Source organism: Flavobacterium sp., assembly GCF_044368625.1.
Lineage (GTDB): Bacteria > Bacteroidota > Bacteroidia > Flavobacteriales > Flavobacteriaceae > Flavobacterium.
Window position 1 is genome coordinate 17244 of sequence record NZ_JBIPPD010000006.1, and the last position, 16931, is coordinate 34174.

The following is a 16931-nucleotide window of genomic DNA, read 5'->3' on the forward strand; positions in this document are numbered from 1 at the left end:
CTAGAAGTTATATTCCTCTCCAAGTTTTTCTAACTTTTCGACATATCTCTTCTTAGCATTTTCATCCTTTTCAAAAAAAACTTTTTGTTTTAGGTCTAAATATTCATTGTGTTTTTGCTGTCCATATTTATTGATGTAGTTAATGCCAAAATCATTATAAAGCATATCATTTGGATCATCTCCAATTGGCGAACTGCCTCTATTAACAATTACTTTGCCTTCTTGATCAAAACTTAAAATAAAGCGTTCTTCAGGTTCAAAAGATGCAGCTATGAATGGAGAATGTGTCGCAATAATAAATTGTGCTTTTGGAGCAAAATTTTTGTAATGCTCCATTAAATCCATTTGCATATCTGGATAAAGGGAACGTTCTGGCTCGTCAATCAAAATGATGGAATCTGTGGTATTTAATTTATAAAGTGGTAAAGCAGTTAATAAAAGTTGTTTTGTCCCAGTACTTATATTCTCTACTGGAATATTCTCTTTTGTGAAAATGTTTCTCAAAGGAAATATTTCACTAGCATTATTAAGATCGAGTTCAATATTTAAATTTTTAAAAATATAATCAAATTTATCAGCAAAATTTAGTAAAGGGTTACTGTTTAATAATTTCCAATCCTCCAACTTTTTAGATAATGATTCGCTTAAAAAATCATTAGCAAGAAATTCATTGAAAAACTGTAAAGACTTTTGCAGATAATCTAGTCTTTCTTGCAAAAAGGAAATCCAAATAGATTCTCTAACAAAATCTCCAAAATAATTTTGCTCTAAAAGTGAGTTCGAATTATTTTTTAAATCTTTATATTTTTCAATTAAATTAACAGTTTTCTCCTCAAAAATTTTTATGTTTTGTCTAGAAAGGATATCTGCGGATATAAAAAAAATATTGTTTTTATAATTAATTATGTCGGTCGCTCCTCCATTATAAGTGCCATCATACAATTTTAAATTTTCATTGTCGATTTTAATATCTCCTTTTTCATATTTATATAGGATTAAATCAGATTCAAAATTTAAATTAATTTTTAAATGTTTAAAATTTCCAACATCTAGGAATTCATCAGTACTAATTTTTCTTAAATTGTAAAAATAACTTATTGTTTGATTAATCAATTCTAATAAACTCGTCTTTCCACTTGCACTTTGTCCTATAAAGCAAATTTTATCTAGAGGTTTCCCCCTTTTTTCTTCAATATGAAAATCCTTTGGATAAGTGAAGTCAAAATCAAGGTTTTCTAAATGTCTGTAAGAATCAATATGTAATTTCGAAATTTTCATTTGTTGAATTTTTACAAATTTAGTTAAAAATATATTTGTTTATACGCTGCTAACTGCGACTGAAATCTGAATACTAAAAACTAATCACCCTAATCAATTTCTTCACTTTCTCTGCCACTTTTCTTGCTTCATTCATATCTGCATTTACAATCGTAACGTGACCCATTTTTCTAAAAGGTCTGGTTTCGCGTTTTCCATATATATGCGGCGTCACACCTGGAATCCCTAAAATAGTTTCAATATTTTCGTAAATTACATCGCCTGAAAAACCTTCTTCGCCAACCAAATTCACCATAATTCCATTAATTTTACTATCAGTAGCTCCTAGAGGTAAATTTAATATAGCTCTTAAATGATTTTCAAATTGCGACGTATAACTGGCTTCAATGGAATAATGTCCTGAATTATGTGGTCTTGGAGCCACTTCATTGATCAAAATTTCATCGTTTTCAGTTTGGAACATTTCAACAGCCAAAAGCCCGACGTGACCAAATGCTTCTGAAACTTTTAAGGCGATTTCCCTTGCTTTCAAAGCGACTTTTTCGTCAATTCGAGCGGGACAAATCACATATTCTACTTGGTTGGCTTCGGGATGAAATTCCATTTCTACAACAGGATAGGTTTTGATTTCGCCTTTTGGATTTCGAACGACGATGACGGCCAATTCATTTTTAAACGGCACCAATTCTTCGGCGATACATTCTACATCGGGAAGGTTTTCTAAATCGGTTGCGTGTCGAATTATTTTCACACCATTGCCGTCGTATCCAAATTCGGTACATTTCCAAACAAAAGGAACGTGTAATTTTCCATCCAAAAAAGCAACCATCATTTCTTTCAAGGAGGCAAAGGTTGAAAAATCAGAAGTCGGCAAGTTGTTTTCTCTGTAAAATGCTTTTTGGCGTCCTTTGTTTTGAATGCCTCGCAGAGTTTTTGGCGAAGGATACACTTTTACTCCTTCCATTTCGAGTTGTTCCAAAGCTTCTAAATTGACCAATTCAATTTCAAAAGTCAGTACATCTACTTGTTTTCCGAAGTTATAAACCGTATCATAATCCATCAAACTGCCTTGAAAAAACTGATTGCAAGCCATTCTACTTGGTGCTTCGGGACTTGGATCTAGAACATACGTTTGAATGTCAAATTTTCGAGTTTCGCTTAAAAGCATTTTGCCTAATTGGCCTCCGCCAAGAATTCCTAATTTGAAATCGGAAGAAAAATAGTTCATTTTTATATTTGATTTAGAAATTGGTCTGGTGTATAGACTTGAATTTCACTGTTTTTGTAATCTTTTAAATCTCGGGTAACGATGCAATCCATTCCTTTTATAGATTGAGCCGAATAAATCTGAATAGCATCTTCAAAATCTTTGTGATTGGATTTGAGGCTTTTTTTAATCATATCCAGATTAACTGGAATGACAGAGACGATGTCAGTAATTTCATCTAACGCTTTTCTAATATCTTGTTCACCTATAAATTTTTTCAATAAATAATGCAATGTATTTATTGTATTTGAAGATGTGAATAAGTTACATTTTTTATTTAAACCAAGTTTATAAACTTTAGAAGAGGATTCATAAAATGGAATTCTGTTTGCCAAAATATCCATCAAAACATTAGTGTCTAAAAATAAATTTTTCATCTTAAATGCTTTTCTTCAAGATAATCTAAAATGGCTTCTTTTTCATTATAATCTGGTGGAAGTTTAACAATTCCCGAAATTTTGTTAAGCTTTTTTTGAGCGTCATCTTCATCTTCGCTTTTTTTTTGGGGATTAGATAAACTCCTAAAATAACTTTCTACCATTTCGCTTAAACTTCTGCCTGTTCCTTTGGCATAAATTTTTGCTTGCTCAATGATTTCTTTGTCTAACGATAATGTGAGTTTTGTATTCATTGTACGTATAGTTTTTACAAATGTACGTAAAGTAAATTAATTTTTTATTTCAATCGTTTTAAAATAGTTCTTGCACTCGCTTGATAAGCATAAGAATGATTAAATGCATCTTGAGAAATAATGGGTTTTATTTGGTCGTAAATCCAACCGTGTTTTTTTCCTAAAATAAACAAGGCTTTCATTGCATAAACTTTTGAAGCCACCTTTTCGTTTTGAATCAAACGGTCAATGGAACTTTCAATGAGTTGCTTTTCCTGAATTTCGGTTAAAATTACTTCTTTTTTAGTATGATTGCTGATTGCTAAAAACATCCCAATTTTTGTAGCAGAACGAACGGCAGAATCATTTTTTACGGAATCTAAAATTTCACAGAAATTGCCTACGGCGTTCGCAAATAAACAGAGGTTTTTTTCGCAAACAAATTCCAGTGCCCAAAACGCTTTGAAATGATTGTGGTTAGTAGTATCAAACGAAATTTGGATTAATTCGTTTACTAATGAATTTTTTATGGCAAAATCGCACACATCCATTCGGCTATTTCTGTGGGCATTGCTGTTATTTAATTTTTCTATTAATTCCGTTTTCACGACGTAAATATACTTTAATTGTAAAAAAATAAAAATACTTTAGTCTGAATAGCTAATACTTTGTAAATTTGTCGTTTATTTTAAAATAGACTATTGTATGATACAACTTCACGATAAACATTTTGTTCCCTTTATATCCGCGGAGGAAATTGATTTCGCTATTAAAAATATGGCGAAACAAATGGACGACGATTTTTTTGACGAACAACCCATATTTATTGGTGTTTTAAACGGCTCTTTTATGGTTTTGTCTGATTTGATGAAGCATTATAGAGGTATGTGTGAAGTTAATTTTGTCAAAATGACTTCTTATGAAGGAATGGAAACTACAAATACAGTAAACGAATTAATTGGTTTGAACCAAGATTTGACGGGAAAAACAGTTATTGTTGTTGAAGATATTGTAGATACTGGAAACACAATTGAGGTTTTAAAAGATATATTGAAAACTAAAAACGTAAAACATTTTAAAATTGCAACATTGTTTTTCAAGCCTGAAGCATACAAGAAAGACATTAAATTAGATTATGTTGGAATTCGAATTCCAAATAAATTCATCGTCGGTTTCGGATTGGATTACGACGGTTTAGGCCGAAATTTGCCAGAAGTATATCAATTGGCCGACTAATTTACTACACATAACAACACACACAACAACACACAACAACACACAACAACACACAACATACCATCACAATGATTAATATTGTTTTATTCGGAAAACCTGGAGCAGGAAAAGGCACACAAGCAGAATTTTTAAAAACAAAATACAACCTGACGCATCTTTCAACCGGAGATATTTTTAGATACAACATCAAAGAAAATACAGAACTTGGAAAATTAGCCAAAACCTTTATGGATAAAGGCGATCTTGTTCCAGATGCGGTAACCATTCAAATGTTGGAAAGCGAATGCAACAATAACCCAGATTCGAGCGGGTTTTTATTCGACGGATTTCCGAGAACTATTTCGCAAGCAGAAGCTTTGGATGCATTTTTAGAGTCAAAAAACGACCGAATTACTGCAACTGTAGCTTTAGAAGCCGAGGATGAAATTTTGGTAAAAAGGTTGTTGGAGCGTGGCAAAACATCGGGAAGACCAGATGATCAAGACGAAGAAAAAATTAGAAATCGTTACCAAGAATACAACGAAAAAACAGCGCCTTTGATGGATTACTACAAAGCGCAAAACAAATTTCACAGCGTAAACGGTATCGGTTCAATCAATGAAATTACCGAACGTTTAAGTGAAGTAATCAATAATTTGAAATAAAAACTGGTAGAATTCTAACTCGTTGGATTTTTTACCTTCTTAAATGTACTAATGGAAATACTCATTGTTCTCTTCTTAATTATTTTGAACGGTGTTTTTTCTATGTCAGAAATTGCTTTAATTTCTGCTCGAAAGAACAGGCTCGAAACAGCTGCAAAAAAAGGAAATAACAGCGCCAAAGTGGCGTTGGACTTAGCCAACTCGCCCAATAAATTTTTGTCTACTGTACAAATTGGAATTACCTTAATCGGAATCCTGACGGGTATTTATAGTGGTGATAAAATTACTTCCGATGTAAATTCTTTCATAGACACTTTTGAAATTTTAAGGCCTTATTCAGATACCATATCTGTTGGTTTGGTGGTAGTGGTTTTGACTTTTTTCTCTTTGGTTTTAGGAGAATTAGTTCCTAAGCGAATTGGCTTAAATCACCCTGAAAAAATCGCTAAAACGGTGGCGGTTCCAATGAAAATCATTTCGGTTATCACGGCACCTTTTATCTGGCTTTTAACTATTTCAACGGAGTTTTTATTAAAAATCTTGATGATCAAGCCTTCTGCTGATGGGAAAGTTACCGAAGAGGAGATCAAAGCCATTATAAAAGAAGGTACCGAAGGCGGCGAAGTCCAAGAAATTGAACAAGACATTGTAGAACGCGTTTTTCATATTGGCGATAGAAAAGTAAATTCGTTAATGACGCATCGAAAATCGGTTGTTTTTTTGCCTCTTGAAGCTGATAAAACCCATGTTACCGAATTGATGTTGCAAGAATTGCATTCGGTTTATCCAGTGTATGGAAAAAATTACGACGATATTGTAGGCTGTGTGAATTTGAAAAATATTTTTGCTAATATCACTACAAATTCTTTCAATCTTGCTGATATCGTAACCGAAGCACCCTTTATGATGGAGCAAACTACCGCTTATAAAGCTTTGGAAACATTCAAACAAAGCGGAATTCATTATGCATTTGTTTCGGACGAATACGGCGTTTTTCAAGGAATCATAACTTTGAATGATATTTTAGAAGCACTTGTAGGAAACGCATCGGATTTTTACAAAGAAGATTTTCAGTTGATTGAAAGAGAGGACGGTTCGTGGCTGGTGGACGGACATTATTCGTTACACGACTTTTTAACTTATTTTGAGTTGGACGAACTGATAAACGATTACGACGTCACCACTGTTAGTGGCTTGATTATGACCGAACTTTCCCGAATTCCAAAACAAGGAGAAAAATTAACGTGGAACTATTTTGAGCTGGAAGTGATTGATATGGATGGAGTTAAGATTGATAAAGTGATGGTAAAATCACTCAAAGAGTAAAAATCTGTTTAAATTTTCACGTTTGCCAAAAAACTGAAACTTTAAACTTTTAAACAAAAAAGGATGACAGAAGGCAACTTCGTAGATTACGTAAAAATATATGTTTCTTCCGGTAAAGGTGGAAAAGGTTCAACGCATTTGCACCGCGAAAAATTTATCGAAAAAGGCGGTCCCGATGGAGGCGATGGAGGTCGTGGTGGACACGTTTATTTGGTTGGAAATAAAAGTTTGTGGACACTATTTCATTTGAAATTTGCACGTCACATCAAAGCGGGACATGGCGGAGACGGTGGTGGCGACCGAAGTACGGGTCACAACGGCGACGATAAATTTATCGAAGTGCCATTGGGAACCGTAGTTCGTGACAAAGAAACGAACGAAATTATGTTCGAAATTACCGCCGATGGTGAGAAAAAAATCATCGCTCAAGGTGGTAAAGGAGGGTTAGGCAATTGGCACTTCAGAAGTTCCACCAATCAAACGCCGCGTTATGCACAACCGGGTTTACCGTCTGAAGAAAAAGACATTGTTTTAGAATTGAAAGTTTTAGCAGATGTAGGTTTAGTTGGCTTTCCAAATGCTGGAAAATCAACATTACTTTCTGTACTAACGTCGGCAAAACCTAAAATTGCCGATTATCCGTTTACGACCCTTAAACCCAATTTAGGGATTGTAGCCTATCGGGATTATCAATCCTTTGTAATTGCTGATATTCCTGGAATTATTGAAGGTGCAGCCGAAGGAAAAGGGCTAGGACATTACTTTCTTCGTCATATTGAGAGAAATTCAACCTTGCTGTTTTTAGTTCCTGTAGATACCGAAAATATTAAGGCTGAATACGATATTTTAGTAAACGAACTCACAAAGTACAACCCAGAAATGTTGGATAAAGAACGGATGTTGGTCATCTCGAAGTGCGACATGCTCGACGACGAACTAAAAGCCGAACTCAAAACGCAACTGGATAATGAACTTAAAATTCCCTATATGTTTATTTCTTCGGTTGCGCAACAAGGATTGATAGAACTAAAAGGTAGACTGTGGGAAATGTTAAATCGAACCCCTGAGTAAATTATCAAATTAACAAAAATTGGCGTTGATGCCGTTTTTTTTTGGAATGTTAATCTTATGAACGTAGCCATACAAAATGATTTTCTAAAAGCAACTTTTAGTACCCTTGGTGCGGAGTTGATTTCTCTTAAATCAAATAGTAGAGAATATATTTGGCAAGCAAATCCAGCCATTTGGGGCAAACATTCCCCGGTTTTGTTTCCTATAATTGGAACATTAAAGGATGATACCTATTTTCATAATGGGCAACCTTATCATTTGCCTCGACACGGTTTTGCAAGAGAAAAAACCTTTGAAATCACCGAACATGTAGCTGATAAAATAGTATTTACACTAAAAGATGACACTGAAACGCTAAAAGTTTACCCCTTTCAGTTTGAATTGAAAATTGTATACGTATTGGTTCAAAATTCGTTAGAAGTGCGTTTTGAAGTACACAATACGTCCAATTGTGATTTGTATTTCTCACTCGGAGGACATCCTGGTTTTGCACTTCCTAATTCTTTTGAAAATTATTCTTTGGTTTTTGAACCCGAAACAAATCTTTATTTTTCATTATTGGAACAAAATCTCTTGTGCCAAAATACTCAGGTTTTGGAAACTGAAAATAACAAATGTCCACTCCATTATTCACTTTTTGAAAAAGATGCATTGGTTTTTAGAAATCACAAAATCCAATCCATTGCCATTCAGGAAAATGGTGCAAATTATCTGAAAGTACATTTTGAACAATTTCCTGATTTGGGAATTTGGACTAAAACTAATGCACCCTTTATTTGTATCGAGCCTTGGTTTGGTCATGCCGATGAGGTTTCGAGCACTCAAATTTTAAAGGATAAAGCAGGCATGCAAACTTTAGCACAAGCTGAAGTTTTTCAATCAAAATACAGCATTGAGATTTTTTAAAATAAAATTTTCACTACCAAAGCAACCATTCCAAAAATAGTTCATCTAAACAATAAAAATACCAAATATGTTCAAGAAAATTTCAATTGTCGCACTAGCGACTGTTTTGTTTGCCAGTTGCGATCCTAGCAGCAATACGACTAGCAATTGTCCCGTAATAATCGGTGTTCCAACAACTTTAGTTACAGGCCCAACAACAACTGCTGTTAATGTGCCCATTAATTTAGAAGTGTCGTATAAAGCCAAAGCCAATTGTGGTGACTTTACCACTTTTTTTAAAGAATTTACCTCGGATCCGTTGATTGAGCTAATCACTGTAAACAATTCATACGACTCTTGTTCATGTGATGAAGTAGAGACGGTTCAAAAACGAATTTATATATTTCAAAAAACCGTTCCCGGTGTTTACATCCTGAAGTTTAAAGATTCAAACACCACAACTATTGACCATACCGTAACAGTACAATAACTAACTCAATCACACCTTGAGAAATCTCGGCTCGTTTCCATAAACGAGTTCGGGATTTTTTTTTGCATTATTTTGCTTATTATTTTGTTATATTTGAATAAATTTAACATGTATGGGTCTTTTTGAAAAGCAGTTTGAACAAATTATTGAATACCTAAAATACGACGATTTTGTAGTGTTAACCAAACGATTGATTGATTTAACGCTTGATACAGAATCCATTGTTTTTTACCAAAAGACCAATGAATTATTAGACTGGCTGGACGTTCACTCTGAAAACACCTCCGAGAAAAAGCAAAAATTTCAAACACTTCTTGACGAACTTTACCTTGAACTTAGTGCGAAAGAAAAGGCCGATCCTCAACTATTGGTTTCCGCCAAACTTCTTCAAAAAACCTATCCATCCGCTCGATTTTCACTCGGGCCAGTGAATTTGAATTTACATCAAGGTGAAATTTTAGGTCTAGTAGGCGAAAATGGTAATGGTAAAACCACTTTGTTACGCTTGCTTTGTGGCGAATTATTTGTCACTTCCGGCGATTTAAGGTATCATTTTGAATACACCGATGCATACGATTTGCGAACCCAATTGGTATATATTCCTCAGCGTACCCAAACGTGGTACGGTTCTGTGTTTACAAATTTAGAATTTACAGCAGCAAGTTACGGTTATACAGCTCAAGAAAATCCGTTGGTTGTCAATTTGATAATGGCGCGTTTGGGCTTGCGAAAATTCCGCAATTATGGTTGGAAAGATTTGTCGTCCGGATTCAAGATGCGTTTGGAACTGGCACATATGCTGCTTCGGAAACCAAAAATTCTGCTGATAGACGAACCTTTGGCCAACTTAGATATCTTAGCCCAACAAACTATTTTAGAAGATTTTAAAGCCATTGCCAAATCGCCTTTTCGACCTATCGGAATTGTGTTGAGTTCGCAACAACTCTATGAAGTCGAAAAAACTTCTGATCAAGTAATATTCTTAAAAAATGGTGCGCAAAAAAATTTACACAACGATGCAGTAGCGGCAAATGGCGGTAACCAACCACAACATTTCATCTACGAGTTTGAAACCGAATGGACTAAGAACCAGTTGATTCCGTTGTTTGGAGACAACTTGGTTGATTTACAGTTCAATGGAGGGGTTTACATTGCAACGTGTTCGGAGGAACTGACTCCCGCTCATTTTTTACAAATGATTACCACTCAAAACGTACCTCTTCAGTATTTCAGAAATATTTCCAACTCTACGCGTCGCTTTTTCATCTCCTAAATTAGTTGTTATGTTCAAAAAATTCAATCACCAATTTGTTTATAAATATCCGCTGATTTGGAATACTAAAATTATCCCTTTTGCACTAATTGCTTTAGTAATTCATTTCGTATTTTTTGCCATTGGTTATCAAAATGCTGTTGTAAGTTCAGTTCAAACACACAGTTACTACAATCAAGAAAGCAATGCAACCACCATTAATTTATTTGCCATACTAATTTCAGTCTTGGTTTTTATCATTTGGTGTTTTCTGTATTTTAGAAATAATGCCTTTAAAGCTTTTTATCCCAAATCAAACAGCAGCTTGTTTAAAGAATGGCTTTTAATTGTACTTTTTGGATTGCTCAATTTTAGCTATGCACTTTCGTCCATTTTTGGGGCAAATTTGCAAACCAGAAATACTATGCCCCGCGAAATTGCCTTGGAACATTGCAAAACCATCAGCAAAGCGTCGGTGTTTTTGCAAGGAAGTTATAAAGAAGGCAATTGGATCGATTCAATGGTAAATGGAAATTACCAACGATTCGAGCGTGATTCTTTTTCTTTTGAGGGAAAAAAGTATGCGCTAAAATCATTGATGAACAAAAATATGGAATCATTTCCCTTCTTTAATTCCTATCAAGATTCGTTGATGCGATTGCAAGTACAACGCTGGATGAAGGAAAACAAAAAAGCGGAAATTGCGACTATTTTTCAGGATTATTTTGCCATTTCCAATACGCATCAGTTAAAATCCAATATTACTCCTGCAACTTGGATGGAATTGGTTTATAGCCAACCCGAATTCACAAAATACACAAATATCGGAACTACTGAACGCGAATTGCAGTACGAATATGAAAATTCAGAAGTCGAATATGCCGTGGAAGCTGCTGCAGGAGAACAAGATTTTGCAACAGATACCACTTCCGTAACTTTAAAAAAAGTGGACGGCCAAATGTATTATTATTCTAAATATTATGTAAGCCAACAAGTATTGGTCAAATACTACACCACCATCGCTGCTTCTTGGGAAAATCCTTTGCTCGATTGGGATTTCATAATGGTCGTTTTGTATCTCAGTTTCGGTGTTTCACTATTGGTTTTTAGCTTCAAAGTTACCGCAGCACGAAGTTGGCTCATTGCGTTAATTTCATTAGGTGTCGTGCAAATTATTTTGGGTATTGGAACCCTACTTATTAATTTTCCAATGACTTTTCCGGCACTAAACATATTGCTTTTTGTAATGCTTTGCATTTATTTTTCAATTATTTGCATCCAGAAAAAAGGCAAGAAATGGTCGGGAATTGCCCTCAATCAAATCCTGTGGCTGTTACCAGGTATTCTTCCTATGATTTATACCACAGTGATGTATCTTGTAAAAAAACACTCGGGATACAACAATCGTTATAACTTTCAAACAAAAAGTAAGGTCGAGGAATTTCCAAAAATCGACTGGTTCGAAGAAAATGGAATGTTATTAGTATTTATAAATTTAGCAATTGTGGTACTGATTATGTTCACATTTTCTGAGATTATCAAAAAATGGCGCGGAATCCCAGAAGAATAATTTACTATTTTTGGGCGTTACCCTACGGGTCGGGTTGTTTGATGTATCCCCAATAAAAAATTGGGGATACCTCCCTAAACTTTGGAGCCATCCTTTATGCAAAAGTGTAAAATGCTACTTTGGTTTTTTAGCTATAACCTTCCCGAAATTTTGGGCAAAGTTTTCAAATACAATTGCTCTACTTTTGCACGAGCCCAAGGCGTTTTTCGCAAAAAAGTGAGACTCGATTTCAAACTCGGATTGTCAATAAAACAGTTTATTTTGATCAATTCGCCTAAGGTGTCAAACCCATAAAACTGAATTAAGTCTTCCAACATTTTTTGTAAAGTGATGCCGTGAAGCGGGTTTTTTGAAATAGAATGATCCATAATTCCTGATTTGAAACAATTGGTCTGGCAAAAATGCACAATTATCGTTAATATTAAAATAAAAAAGAACAGCAAAATTCAAAAAATATTGACCATTCAGCGGAATGTCACTACATTTGCAATCCTATGCTAAAGACAGTAAATATATTAAATAAACGCGCTCGATTTGACTTTGAACTCATCGAAAAATACACAGCTGGAATTGTGTTAACGGGAACCGAGATAAAATCCATCCGGTTGGGAAAAGCAAACATTACCGAAAGTTTTTGTGAGTTCAATGAAGCCAATGAACTTTTCGTAATCAATATGTATATCGAAGAATATGCTTTTGGAAACCAGTTCAACCACAAAGCACGAAGTGAACGCAAATTACTACTCAACAAGCGTGAGCTAAAAACCTTGGCAAAAAGTGTCCAAACTAAAGGACTTACAATTGTTCCGCTGAAATTGTTTACCAACGAAAAAGGCATGGCCAAACTCGAAATTTCGCTCGCCCGTGGTAAAAAAACCTACGACAAACGCGAATCGCTCAAAGAGCAAGATACCAAACGCGACCTGGATCGAATTAAGAAGATTTATAAATAAGTTTTGTTAGGGTAGTGCTGCAATTCCAAAGTCGAAATCCCAAGCCGTAATCCATGATAAAAAATCGTAAGATCTGGCTCCGCAGGATGTTGCTTTAGGGCTTGTCCAGAAGTTTCAGGAGGAGCTCTCCCGATGGACAATCGGGAAGCGAGAACCGAATTCCGACCCGTAAGGGAACGACCAAACTTTTTGAAAAACGGATAGGATTATAAACAAAAAAAATCCCAACTTTCGTTAGGATTTTTCTTCGCACTAATAAACTAAGTTTAAAGGTTTATCGCAACCGATCAACAGATTTTACGAGATCCTCATCCTTCTTGATGGCTTTATTGGCCAAGACCAAAAAAACGATAGCAACAATTGGAAGAAACATCCCAATACCTTTCTCAGAAACCATGGCTTCTCCAGATAATGTTAGTAACCGATACACAAATAATCCTAGTAAAATTAAATTCAATATGATGTTCAATCTGCCCATAACAAATTGATTTTGTCTCTTTTTAAAACTAATAATACTTACCACTGAAAGTGTGGTACTCAAGGCGAACAAAGTGGCATAACCCATATCCATCATGAAATAGAATTCGTTAGTATTTGTGCCAATTTGTACTTTCCAAAGTGGAAATACAAAGGGCAAAATACCAGTTACTACTGCTGCAAGAATGAGATATATCGTTTGTATTCTTTGTAACATCTTTGTTTGATTCTAAGGCAAAAATATATTTTCTTTTTTAAAAATACTATTGTAACATAAAAATTTATTCGTAATATTGCAGTATAAACCTATAAGTACTTCATCTTTTAGGGTTTGCAAACTAAATAAATTTGCACAACGACATCTACTACAACAACTCCCGAACCAATTAATTCAAATAAACTAAATGTTTGAACTTTCTGCATTAAAACAAATGAAGCTGGCTGAGCTTCAAGAGATCGCCAAGTTGGCAAAAATCAAATCAGCAGGCGTAAAAAAAGAGCTACTCGTTCAACAAATATTAGAAAAACAAAATGCATCAAACGATTCAGATGTAGTTGAAAACGTAGAACCCAAAGCCGATGCAGCGCCAAAAAGAGCCCGAATATTGCCAAACAAAAAGCAAGAAGAAGCATCGGATGCCAATTTGTTTTCGCCCGAGATTACAACTACCGAAACAGCTGTTGTGGAAGCTTCTATAACAGAAACTCCTACTGAAACTCCCGCAGTAGCTCCTGAACGAAAAGTAATCAAGTTCAATAAAGCCAAGTACGAAAGCAAAATAAAAAATGCTGCCGAAAGAAAGCCAGCCGAAGAGGTTGGAACTACAGTTGCTTCAACTGAAATTCCCCAAGCAGAAAGCACTACGGAAGAGCAAAAGATTAAAAAGCCTGTTCATCCGCAAAAAATAAATCCGAATGCAAAGGTCAATCCAAATGCAAAAATAAATCCCAATCCAAATGCCAACGGAAACGTAAACGCTCCGCAAAATCCCAACCAGAAACACAAAAAAAATAATTTTCGCGATGCCGATTTTGAATTTGATGGAATCATCGAAAGTGAAGGTGTTTTAGAAATGATGCCTGATGGTTACGGATTTTTGAGGTCTTCGGATTACAATTATTTAGCTTCGCCCGACGATATTTATTTATCCAACTCTCAAGTACGTCTATTTGGATTAAAAACAGGTGATACGGTTAAAGGTGTGGTTCGTCCGCCAAAAGAAGGTGAAAAGTTTTTTCCACTTGTTCGTGTATTGAAAATAAACGGACACGACCCACAAGTGGTTCGCGATCGTGTTTCCTTCGAACATTTAACCCCAGTTTTTCCTTCTGAAAAATTCAGATTGGCCGAAAAAGAAAGTACGATTTCTACACGAATTATTGATTTATTTTCGCCTATTGGAAAAGGACAACGGGGTATGATCGTTGCACAACCCAAGACGGGAAAAACCATGCTGTTGAAAGATATTGCCAATGCAATTGCCGCCAATCATCCGGAAGTTTACCTAATCGTTTTGCTTATAGACGAGCGTCCTGAGGAGGTTACCGATATGCAACGAAGCGTTCGAGGCGAGGTTGTAGCATCTACTTTTGACCGAGAACCACAAGAACATGTGAAAATTGCCAACATCGTATTGGACAAAGCCAAGCGTTTGGTCGAATGCGGCCATGATGTGGTTATTCTTTTGGATTCCATTACGCGTTTGGCACGGGCTTACAATACCGTTCAACCCGCTTCTGGAAAAGTGTTGAGCGGAGGAGTAGATGCCAATGCGTTGCAGAAACCTAAACGATTTTTTGGTGCTGCCAGAAATGTAGAAAATGGTGGTTCGCTGAGTATTATTGCAACCGCTTTGACCGAAACAGGTTCCAAAATGGACGAAGTTATCTTTGAAGAATTTAAAGGAACCGGTAATATGGAACTGCAATTGGACCGAAAAATTGCCAACAAACGTATTTTTCCTGCAATTGATTTGACTTCATCCAGCACGCGTCGCGATGATTTATTATTGGACGAAAAAACTTTACAACGCATGTGGATCATGCGAAAGTACTTGTCGGATATGAATCCTGTAGAATCAATGGATTTTATCAACGACCGATTCAAAAAGACAAGAAACAACGAGGAATTCCTGATTTCAATGGAAGGATAAGAGATTCTGATATAATAAATGAAAAAACGCCGATTTTGAGATTTCAAGATCGGCGTTTTTTGGTTTTCAAATGAAGCTTTTGCATGGAAGGTCAGCGATAAAATTACCAATCTCGCCGCCCATTAAATGTAAATGGGAGACATTCTATGTTGAATACGGCTCATTCAATAATAAATTTGGAATTGTCAATGTTGACGGAGGCATATCCAATGATAATTATGGCAAATGCAATGATGTTTATGTAAGAATTATCAATGATTGTGGTCAGTTATTATTAATTGTGAGGAATTCATCTATAATTGTGTGTAATTTTTAGTAGATATGTAAACCTACAAGTATTTGAATTGAAAATTTTACCCAATCGAGGTACGTCTTGCAAACTATAACCTCACAATCTATAACCACATAACCTACAACTTACAACGTATAACCTACAACCTATCTTCAATTCACAATCACTTTTTTTACCACCGTTTGGGCATTTGCCGAAAGGCGTAAAAGGTAAAACCCTTGTGGAATATTTTCGATGGAATGGCTGTTGTTACTTGAAGTGGGATTTTTTATTTGTTGCAAAATTTGACCATTTATATGGATCAATTGTATTTCATCAAGTGGAATTTCAGACGCAACAGTTATTTTATGATTGTTTGAAGGATTTGGATAGACTACAACTTCGGTATTTAAATCGAAAGTGGGTACCGACAGAAATACGGTTGGCCAGCGGTTTTGGGCTACTTGTCCGCCCCAAATGAGCGTTGCTAAATACGGATTATCGATAAACGGGTTTCTATTTCCTTGACCGTAAAAGTTGGCGGTGTTCCCTAAATAGGTGTTTCGGTTATCTTCAATTTGCGAAACGGGATCTTCGGCATTCCATTGCAAAAGTAAATTTACCATATTGGGATCAGAAAAATTCAAGACGCCGTTGGTTACATTTTTGGGCAAACATTGGTCGCCATAACGCAAGTACATGTACATCATCATTCGAGCAATGTCGCCTTTCCATTCGTCTCCCGGATACCAATTGTTACCTGAGCTGTAGGAACTTCCCGTTCCTGCGAAGAATTTTTTGCTACCGCGTTCGCTATTTCTTTCGACATCACTCGCCCTCAAGTGATGCACATCGGCATTGGGCCCTGGGGAAAATTCTAAATTTGGTGTCCCTAAAGAGCGGGGGTAGGTATGCTCTCTGTTCCATTCGCAAAGCGAACCACCACCGTCGTCGTTTTTATTTCTCCTTCTATGGTCGTTGTCGTCAAATTGCGAACTCGGACAAATGTTGGGACTGAAGCCATAAACAAGGAGTAAATTGGTATTGGAAAAATCTTCTGGATCTAAATCGGTGATACGAATTGCATTTTCCGCTTGAGCATAGGTCAAAATGTTGGTGTGTGTCGATATGATTTTGGCACTTAAAGCGTTTTTTAAAGCCGTTGCCGACTGGTTCCAATTAAACCCGTTGTAGTACGAAGCCGGAGCGCCTTGTTGGGCGAAAAACAGAATCGAATTCAGTAAAATAAGTAGTGTAATTTTAAATTTCATTTCAAATTTTTAAAGACTACAAAAGTAACTTATTCTATATAAACTTGAACCTATTTAGTCACTCCTTAAAAACTCACTTTTTGAGTTTTTAAATTTATTTTGAAAAATACATTTGTAAAAATAAACATTAAAAATTCTAGCCAGATCACGAGCTGTACTTTGATTTGGTTAAACCTT

At 35.5% G+C, this 16931-nt stretch carries 18 protein-coding genes; 10 read left to right on the forward strand and 8 right to left on the reverse strand.

Annotated features, from left to right (window positions below):
• The 5 genes from ACIQ2X_RS01005 to ACIQ2X_RS01025 form a co-directional block, all read right to left on the reverse strand.
• Window positions 1-1278 (reverse strand): AAA family ATPase, encoded by a 1278-nt coding sequence (locus ACIQ2X_RS01005; RefSeq protein WP_396177008.1) that lies wholly within the window; start codon window positions 1276-1278, stop codon window positions 1-3.
• Window positions 1279-1351: 73 nt separating this feature from the next.
• Window positions 1352-2506, reverse strand: a complete 1155-nt coding sequence (locus ACIQ2X_RS01010) for a 5-(carboxyamino)imidazole ribonucleotide synthase (protein ID WP_396177009.1) — start codon at window positions 2504-2506, stop codon at window positions 1352-1354.
• A gap of 2 nt (window positions 2507-2508) precedes the next feature.
• On the reverse strand, window positions 2509-2922 hold the full coding sequence (locus tag ACIQ2X_RS01015; protein WP_396177010.1) for a type II toxin-antitoxin system VapC family toxin: 414 nt from the start codon (window positions 2920-2922) through the stop codon (window positions 2509-2511).
• Complete coding sequence (locus tag ACIQ2X_RS01020) at window positions 2919-3176, reverse strand: DUF6364 family protein (RefSeq protein ID WP_396177011.1); 258 nt, start codon at window positions 3174-3176, stop codon at window positions 2919-2921. The genes ACIQ2X_RS01015 and ACIQ2X_RS01020 overlap by 4 nt, the downstream gene beginning before the upstream one ends.
• 44 nt (window positions 3177-3220) lie before the next feature.
• On the reverse strand, window positions 3221-3763 hold the full coding sequence (locus ACIQ2X_RS01025) for a hypothetical protein (protein WP_396177012.1): 543 nt from the start codon (window positions 3761-3763) through the stop codon (window positions 3221-3223).
• A 97-nt stretch (window positions 3764-3860) separates the two neighbouring features.
• On the opposite strand from ACIQ2X_RS01025, the gene hpt reads away from it, so the two are divergent.
• The 8 genes from hpt to ACIQ2X_RS01065 all read left to right on the forward strand — a co-directional run bounded on the left by hpt (window position 3861) and on the right by ACIQ2X_RS01065 (window position 11629).
• Entirely contained in the window at window positions 3861-4391 is a 531-nt protein-coding gene (gene hpt, locus ACIQ2X_RS01030) for a hypoxanthine phosphoribosyltransferase (RefSeq protein ID WP_396177013.1), read from the forward strand.
• 68 nt (window positions 4392-4459) lie between these two features.
• Window positions 4460-5035: an adenylate kinase gene (locus ACIQ2X_RS01035; RefSeq protein WP_396177014.1), complete on the forward strand. Its 576-nt coding sequence runs from the start codon at window positions 4460-4462 to the stop codon at window positions 5033-5035.
• A 102-nt stretch (window positions 5036-5137) separates the two neighbouring features.
• A complete protein-coding gene (locus tag ACIQ2X_RS01040; RefSeq protein ID WP_396177025.1) occupies window positions 5138-6361 on the forward strand; it encodes a hemolysin family protein in 1224 nt (407 codons plus the stop codon).
• A 63-nt stretch (window positions 6362-6424) separates the two neighbouring features.
• Window positions 6425-7432, forward strand: a complete 1008-nt coding sequence (obgE, locus tag ACIQ2X_RS01045) for a GTPase ObgE (RefSeq protein ID WP_396177015.1) — start codon at window positions 6425-6427, stop codon at window positions 7430-7432.
• A gap of 57 nt (window positions 7433-7489) precedes the next feature.
• Window positions 7490-8338 (forward strand): aldose 1-epimerase family protein, encoded by an 849-nt coding sequence (locus tag ACIQ2X_RS01050; protein WP_396177016.1) that lies wholly within the window; start codon window positions 7490-7492, stop codon window positions 8336-8338.
• A gap of 67 nt (window positions 8339-8405) precedes the next feature.
• Window positions 8406-8807, forward strand: coding sequence for a hypothetical protein (locus ACIQ2X_RS01055; RefSeq protein WP_396177017.1), 402 nt, complete (start codon window positions 8406-8408; stop codon window positions 8805-8807).
• Window positions 8808-8919: 112 nt separating this feature from the next.
• On the forward strand, window positions 8920-10080 hold the full coding sequence (locus ACIQ2X_RS01060; protein WP_396177018.1) for an ATP-binding cassette domain-containing protein: 1161 nt from the start codon (window positions 8920-8922) through the stop codon (window positions 10078-10080).
• Window positions 10081-10090: 10 nt separating this feature from the next.
• Window positions 10091-11629: a hypothetical protein gene (locus ACIQ2X_RS01065; RefSeq protein ID WP_396177019.1), complete on the forward strand. Its 1539-nt coding sequence runs from the start codon at window positions 10091-10093 to the stop codon at window positions 11627-11629.
• A 131-nt stretch (window positions 11630-11760) separates the two neighbouring features.
• Here the strand turns inward: ACIQ2X_RS01065 and ACIQ2X_RS01070 are convergent, their stop codons facing one another.
• Window positions 11761-11997, reverse strand: coding sequence for a VF530 family DNA-binding protein (locus tag ACIQ2X_RS01070; RefSeq protein WP_396177020.1), 237 nt, complete (start codon window positions 11995-11997; stop codon window positions 11761-11763).
• Window positions 11998-12123: 126 nt separating this feature from the next.
• On the opposite strand from ACIQ2X_RS01070, the gene smpB reads away from it, so the two are divergent.
• Window positions 12124-12582: an SsrA-binding protein SmpB gene (gene smpB / locus ACIQ2X_RS01075; RefSeq protein ID WP_396177021.1), complete on the forward strand. Its 459-nt coding sequence runs from the start codon at window positions 12124-12126 to the stop codon at window positions 12580-12582.
• A 274-nt stretch (window positions 12583-12856) separates the two neighbouring features.
• Here the strand turns inward: smpB and ACIQ2X_RS01080 are convergent, their stop codons facing one another.
• On the reverse strand, window positions 12857-13276 hold the full coding sequence (locus tag ACIQ2X_RS01080) for a DUF4293 domain-containing protein (protein ID WP_396177022.1): 420 nt from the start codon (window positions 13274-13276) through the stop codon (window positions 12857-12859).
• Window positions 13277-13463: 187 nt separating this feature from the next.
• On the opposite strand from ACIQ2X_RS01080, the gene rho reads away from it, so the two are divergent.
• Window positions 13464-15212, forward strand: coding sequence for a transcription termination factor Rho (gene rho, locus ACIQ2X_RS01085; protein WP_396177023.1), 1749 nt, complete (start codon window positions 13464-13466; stop codon window positions 15210-15212).
• A 444-nt stretch (window positions 15213-15656) separates the two neighbouring features.
• Here the strand turns inward: rho and ACIQ2X_RS01090 are convergent, their stop codons facing one another.
• Window positions 15657-16754 (reverse strand): endonuclease, encoded by a 1098-nt coding sequence (locus ACIQ2X_RS01090; protein ID WP_396177024.1) that lies wholly within the window; start codon window positions 16752-16754, stop codon window positions 15657-15659.
• Window positions 16755-16931 lie beyond the last annotated feature (177 nt).

Coding starts and splice junctions, on each gene's coding strand:
- ACIQ2X_RS01050 (WP_396177016.1), top strand. CDS start 7,490: ATGAACGTAGCCATACAAAATGATTTTCTAAAAGCAACTTTTAGTACC.
- ACIQ2X_RS01070 (WP_396177020.1), bottom strand. CDS start 11,997: ATGGATCATTCTATTTCAAAAAACCCGCTTCACGGCATCACTTTACAA.
- ACIQ2X_RS01065 (WP_396177019.1), top strand. CDS start 10,091: ATGTTCAAAAAATTCAATCACCAATTTGTTTATAAATATCCGCTGATT.
- ACIQ2X_RS01005 (WP_396177008.1), bottom strand. CDS start 1,278: ATGAAAATTTCGAAATTACATATTGATTCTTACAGACATTTAGAAAAC.
- ACIQ2X_RS01020 (WP_396177011.1), bottom strand. CDS start 3,176: ATGAATACAAAACTCACATTATCGTTAGACAAAGAAATCATTGAGCAA.
- ACIQ2X_RS01010 (WP_396177009.1), bottom strand. CDS start 2,506: ATGAACTATTTTTCTTCCGATTTCAAATTAGGAATTCTTGGCGGAGGC.
- ACIQ2X_RS01060 (WP_396177018.1), top strand. CDS start 8,920: ATGGGTCTTTTTGAAAAGCAGTTTGAACAAATTATTGAATACCTAAAA.
- rho (WP_396177023.1), top strand. CDS start 13,464: ATGTTTGAACTTTCTGCATTAAAACAAATGAAGCTGGCTGAGCTTCAA.
- ACIQ2X_RS01080 (WP_396177022.1), bottom strand. CDS start 13,276: ATGTTACAAAGAATACAAACGATATATCTCATTCTTGCAGCAGTAGTA.
- ACIQ2X_RS01090 (WP_396177024.1), bottom strand. CDS start 16,754: ATGAAATTTAAAATTACACTACTTATTTTACTGAATTCGATTCTGTTT.
- hpt (WP_396177013.1), top strand. CDS start 3,861: ATGATACAACTTCACGATAAACATTTTGTTCCCTTTATATCCGCGGAG.
- ACIQ2X_RS01035 (WP_396177014.1), top strand. CDS start 4,460: ATGATTAATATTGTTTTATTCGGAAAACCTGGAGCAGGAAAAGGCACA.
- smpB (WP_396177021.1), top strand. CDS start 12,124: ATGCTAAAGACAGTAAATATATTAAATAAACGCGCTCGATTTGACTTT.
- ACIQ2X_RS01040 (WP_396177025.1), top strand. CDS start 5,138: ATGTCAGAAATTGCTTTAATTTCTGCTCGAAAGAACAGGCTCGAAACA.
- obgE (WP_396177015.1), top strand. CDS start 6,425: ATGACAGAAGGCAACTTCGTAGATTACGTAAAAATATATGTTTCTTCC.
- ACIQ2X_RS01055 (WP_396177017.1), top strand. CDS start 8,406: ATGTTCAAGAAAATTTCAATTGTCGCACTAGCGACTGTTTTGTTTGCC.
- ACIQ2X_RS01015 (WP_396177010.1), bottom strand. CDS start 2,922: ATGAAAAATTTATTTTTAGACACTAATGTTTTGATGGATATTTTGGCA.